Raw genomic sequence first — 5,248 nt, 5'->3', positions numbered from 1 at the left:
CTTGCAAAAAAGATATCAATGCAATAAATCCATTTGACAACTTGTTAACTCGATGTACGAACGCTGCGTAACCACAGAGTTTTGGAAACGGGTCACTAAGATGATCTTGAGCATAACGATGTATGACTGAGATTATTCAGTAACCTATTAATATACCGTAACAATATATTGTCATTACTTCTTCATCCGTAAATGAAATTTTTCCCGTTGGTAAACCTTTCAACATGTGGATGAATTATATCTTGATATTCATTGCTGATTATCAAATATAATGATATTAATTTGCCTTCCCAGTTCATGCTTTTATCTCTCTTCGTTGGTTCGCACCTGAAGAGTAATACTAAACATGGGCTGGGTTCTCTTGTTTTCGGCTTTTGATTCGAATATATACCGATTAGAAATGTTTACTATAAATGAGTGGAATCACTGTGCCACGACAGCTACGAACTAGAAAACAAAAAAGGAGCTTAAGCGCTCCTTTTTTGTTTTTACTGCGACTGAAAGCCAACCGCTAAAACAGCTATTATTGGTTATCTAAAAATCGCTCTGCATCAAGGGCTGCCATGCAACCTGTTCCTGCTGATGTGATCGCTTGACGATAGATATGATCGCTCACATCTCCGGCGGCAAATACGCCTTCAATAGTTGTTTGAGTTGCGTTGCCATTACTGCCTGTTTGTACTTTTAGGTAGCCGTGGTTCATCTCTAACTGGCCTGTAAACAGATCTGTGTTTGGCTTGTGGCCGATTGCGATAAATACGCCCATTACTTTAAGTTCTTCTGTTTTATCAGAAAGCGTATCTTTTAGACGTAAACCCGTTACGCCCATCTCATCACCTAATACTTCATCAAGGGTTCTATCTGTGTGTAACACGATATTGCCATTTTTTACTTTTTCATTTAAACGATCTAACAGAATTTTTTCAGAGCGAAAACCCGTACGGCGATGAACAAGGTGTACTTTTGCCGCGATGTTAGAAAGATAAAGTGCTTCTTCAACCGCAGTGTTACCACCACCAACAACAGCCACTTCTTGATTTTTGTAGAAAAAACCATCACAAGTAGCACAAGCAGAAACACCGCGACCTTTAAAAGCCTCTTCAGAGGGTAGACCTAAGTATTGTGCTGAGGCGCCAGTAGCAATAATTAAAGCGTCACAGGTATAAGTGTTATCACCTTTAAGGGTGAAAGGGCGCTTAGTGAGATCTACTTCGTTGATATGATCAACGATGATTTCTGCATCAAAACGTTCTACATGTGCTTTCATATCTTCCATTAAACCAGGGCCAGTCAACTCCGCTGCGCCACCGGGCCAGTTTTCAACTTCAGTGGTGGTGGTTAGTTGTCCGCCAGGCTGAATACCTGTTAATAAAACAGGGTTTAAATTCGCACGGGCTGCATAAACTGCGGCTGTGTAACCTGCTGGGCCAGAACCGATAATAAGTAATTTGTGGTGTTGTACTTCGCTCATAAAATTAACCTTGAGTAAGAAATTAGTTGTCTATAATAAACTGCTATTGAGGAAAAAACAGGTTAAAAAAACGGATATTTCAATGAAATATCCGTTTGAATTGATAGGTTAAAACAATCAGTAATTTAAAGAGAGGTTTTTACTGTTTCACTGCTTGCTTTGTTGGTTGCAAAGTTACTACCTGCTTGCTGAGTAGACTTAGCAATTTTTAAACGCTCAGTAGCAGCAACAATCGTTAGCTCACGTGTTAAATCAAGCGGTTCACTCACTGTTTTCACTGTTTCTGAACGAGCAACACGTGCTTTAGTGATCGTGCCGACTGCTTTGCTTGGCACTTCGACTTTCACTTGTGTTGCTACAATAGGCGCGGTTTCAACGGCAACGTCTTCGATAACTGTTTCTACAATAGGCACAGTTTCAACGGCAACGTCTTCGGTAACTGTTTCTACAATAGGCACGGTTTCAACGGCAACGTCTTCGATAACTGTTTCTACAATAGGCACGGTTTCAACGGCAACGTCTTCTGTAACCGCTTCTACAACAGTTGCCGTCTCTACAACGTCAGCGACTTCAACAACTTTAGTTGTCTCAATAAGAGGAGCTTGCTCAACAGGTGTTGTTTCTTCAGGAAGGATTTGTGTTGCTTGTTTAATCTCTTCATTTTTCACACTATCTTGGAGCTGTTCAACGACTTTATTCGTATCCGAGTTGGTTTTGATATCACCGATCTCATTGGCGATGGGCGCTTCAACCGTGACTGTGTTTGTTGTTACTTGCTCACTTTGCTGAGATTCTGGGTAACGACTGCTAACAGGATCGGTTGTTTGCTCTGCGCTTACTGCATCATTAACAACTTGCTCGTTATTCGCTCTGTTTTTACGCTGACCATTACCACGTAGGTAACGCGAACGACGCCCCGGAATAGCGACAGGAGAATACTCTTCATTTGTCGCATTGTTCTCTTTTGCTTCGAGTGTTGTGGTCTCTGATTTTTCAACCTGTTGAGGGGGGGTGGTTTTTGCTGGTTTTTCAGCTTGTGCAGGTGTTTCTTGAGTCTGCACCACTTCTTCAACAGCAACTGCGACAACGGGATCTTTGTTTTCAATACGCACTTTTTTACGCATATTTCTACGCTTACGGCGTACTGCAACAACTTCCTCTTTCTCGCTAATTGTTTGTGTATACTCTTGTTTTACAGGACGGTTAGTGTCTTTACGGCTGTTTCGACGTTCGTTATTACGTTCGTTATTACGGCGCTCAGACGGTTTTTTGTCATCACTGCGATGCTCGTTATGGTTGTCATCGAGGTTATCGCTTTTACTCTGACTGCGGTTACGATTGTTATTATTACGGTTACGATTGTTATTATTGCGATTACGATTATTGTTACGCGGTCGCGGTGTCGGTTTCGCTTCTTGCTCTGCAGGCTTCTCTTTATCATCACTAAAGAAGTCTGAGATAGCTGCAAATAAACGACCCAATAAAGAAGGTTTAACTTCCGCTTTGTTTTCATTGCTTTCTACTTTAGGGGCAACTTTTTGCTCATTTTTTTGTGGGCTTGAGAAACCACTTAAAACAGGATCATCTTCTTTTTTATGCTCATCTTTAATGACATTAGGAACATAAACGGTATGTTGTTTTTCAAGCGCATCATAGTTGATATCTTCTTGGCCATCTTTACGCGTGCGTTTGATCTCAAAATGTGGTGTTAGTAAGTTTGCATTGGGAATAATGTAAATTTCACAACTATGGCGTTTTTCAATTTGTGCCACATCTTTACGTTTTTCATTAAGCAGATAAGCTGCAACTGCAACAGGTACGGTTGCTTGAATTCGAACGGTGTTCTCTTTTAACCCTTCCTCTTCAATAAGACGTAAAATAGCCAGTGCTAATGATTCATTATCACGAATGGTGCCTTGACCATGACAACGCGGACAAACACGTGATGCAGATTCACCTAATGATGGGCGAATACGTTGACGAGACATCTCCATTAAACCAAAACGTGAGATGCGACCGAGCTGAATACGTGCTCTGTCTTGACGTACTGATTCACGCATACGGTTTTCAACTTCACGTTGATGGCGAGCAGGGGTCATGTCGATAAAGTCGATAACCACGAGGCCACCTAAATCACGCAGACGTAGTTGACGTGCAATCTCTTCCGCCGCTTCAAGGTTGGTGTTAAATGCGGTTTCTTCAATATCACTGCCGCGTGTTGCACGTGCAGAGTTAATATCAATAGAGGTTAATGCTTCCGTTGGATCGATAACAATTGAACCACCAGAAGGCAAACGCACTTCACGTTGGAAAGCCGATTCAATTTGGCTCTCTACTTGGTAGTGTGTAAACAGTGGGATCTCACCTTGATACAGTTTCAAACGATTCACATAATCAGGGCGTACCATTTCGATGTGGCTTTTTGCTTGCTCAAATGTTTCTGCATGATCGATAACAATTTCACCAATATCACGACGTAAATAGTCACGAATTGAGCGCACAATCACATTACTTTCACGGTGAATTAAAAACGGTGCTGATTTCGTTTTTGATGCTTCATCAATGGCTTGCCAGTGATTCACTAATACATTTAAGTCCCACTCAAGCTCTTCGGTTGTTTTACCAACACCTGCGGTGCGGACAATTAAACCCATGCCATTTGGCAATTTTAAGTGGCTCAATGCTTCTTTAAGTTGTGTACGCTCATCACCTTCGATACGACGAGAGATACCACCAGCACGTGGATTATTTGGCATTAAAACTAAGTAACTGCCTGCAAGGCTGATAAACGTTGTTAATGCGGCACCTTTGTTACCACGTTCTTCTTTTTCAATTTGAACAATAACTTCTTGTCCCTCTTTAATCACCTCTTTGATATTTGGACGACCTTTAAAGGAGTAACCTGCTGGGAAATAAGTACGTGCAATCTCTTTTAGGGGCAAGAAACCGTGGCGATCAGCTCCGTACTCAACAAATGCAGCTTCTAGGCTGGGTTCAACGCGTGTGATTTTACCTTTGTAGATATTTGCTTTTTTCTGTTCGTGGCCTGGGCTTTCGATATCTAGATCATATAATTGTTGACCATCTACAAGGGCAACACGCAACTCTTCTGCTTGCGTTGCATTAATTAACATTCTTTTCATTTTTAACTCTTTATATTTGTTTTTCTGTTTTTTTTGGTTGTTGGCAATAACGTGTTTTACTTGACCTCGGGTCTGGTTTTGCAGTCTCTCGACTGGGAATATGCAGAGGTGCATTAAAAAGTAAAAACAGCGCTCATTAATATAAGTTTAAATAAACCTATCGTTATTAATGAGTAAAAGGGCACAACATTCTATTTTTCATTATTTTTTGTTTCAACTACCAGTTAATGTTGCAACTATTTATAAGATAAATGCGCAATTATTTTTAACGAGTCGATAACTTGTTAATTCTCTCATTAATAACCTGTTACGCCAATATAAATTTTTGCATATATATATTCGAATCAAAAGCTGAAAACAAGAGAACCCAGTCCATGTTTAGTATTACTCTTCAGGTGCGAACCAACGAAGAGAGATAAAAGCATGAACTGGGAAGACAAATTAATATCATTATATTTGATAATCTGCAATGAATATCAAGATATAATTCATCCACATGTTGAAAGGTTTATCAACGGGAAAAACATTTCATTTACGGATGAAGAAGTAATGGCAATATATTGTTACGGTATATTAAGAGGTTACCGAACAATCTCAGTCATACATCGTTATGCTCAAGATCATCTTAGTGACC

Annotated in this window: 3 protein-coding genes; 1 reads left to right on the top strand and 2 read right to left on the bottom strand. The window is 40.3% G+C overall.

Going from position 1 to position 5,248, the window contains the following annotated elements; all coding sequences use genetic code 11:
• Positions 1-523 precede the first annotated feature (523 nt).
• Both trxB and rne read right to left on the bottom strand, forming a co-directional pair.
• Positions 524-1,471, bottom strand: coding sequence for a thioredoxin-disulfide reductase (gene trxB, locus G322_RS0117365; RefSeq protein ID WP_022942971.1), 948 nt, complete (start codon positions 1,469-1,471; stop codon positions 524-526).
• A gap of 125 nt (positions 1,472-1,596) precedes the next feature.
• Positions 1,597-4,614 (bottom strand): ribonuclease E, encoded by a 3,018-nt coding sequence (gene rne / locus G322_RS0117360; RefSeq protein ID WP_022942970.1) that lies wholly within the window; start codon positions 4,612-4,614, stop codon positions 1,597-1,599.
• A 423-nt stretch (positions 4,615-5,037) separates the two neighbouring features.
• Here rne and G322_RS23995 point away from each other — a divergent pair.
• On the top strand, positions 5,038-5,248 hold a 211-nt coding region (locus tag G322_RS23995), incomplete at its 3' end, for a hypothetical protein (RefSeq protein WP_033422241.1).

Source organism: Psychromonas hadalis ATCC BAA-638 (assembly GCF_000420245.1).
GTDB classification, from domain to species: Bacteria; Pseudomonadota; Gammaproteobacteria; order Enterobacterales; family Psychromonadaceae; genus Psychromonas; species Psychromonas hadalis.
Note: the sequence above shows the minus strand (reverse complement) of the source record. Positions and strands in the feature narration are given on the sequence as shown.

Excerpts from the sequence above, each read along its gene's own strand:
- trxB (WP_022942971.1), bottom strand. The coding sequence starts at position 1,471 with ATGAGCGAAGTACAACACCACAAATTACTTATTATCGGTTCTGGCCCA.
- rne (WP_022942970.1), bottom strand. The coding sequence starts at position 4,614 with ATGAAAAGAATGTTAATTAATGCAACGCAAGCAGAAGAGTTGCGTGTT.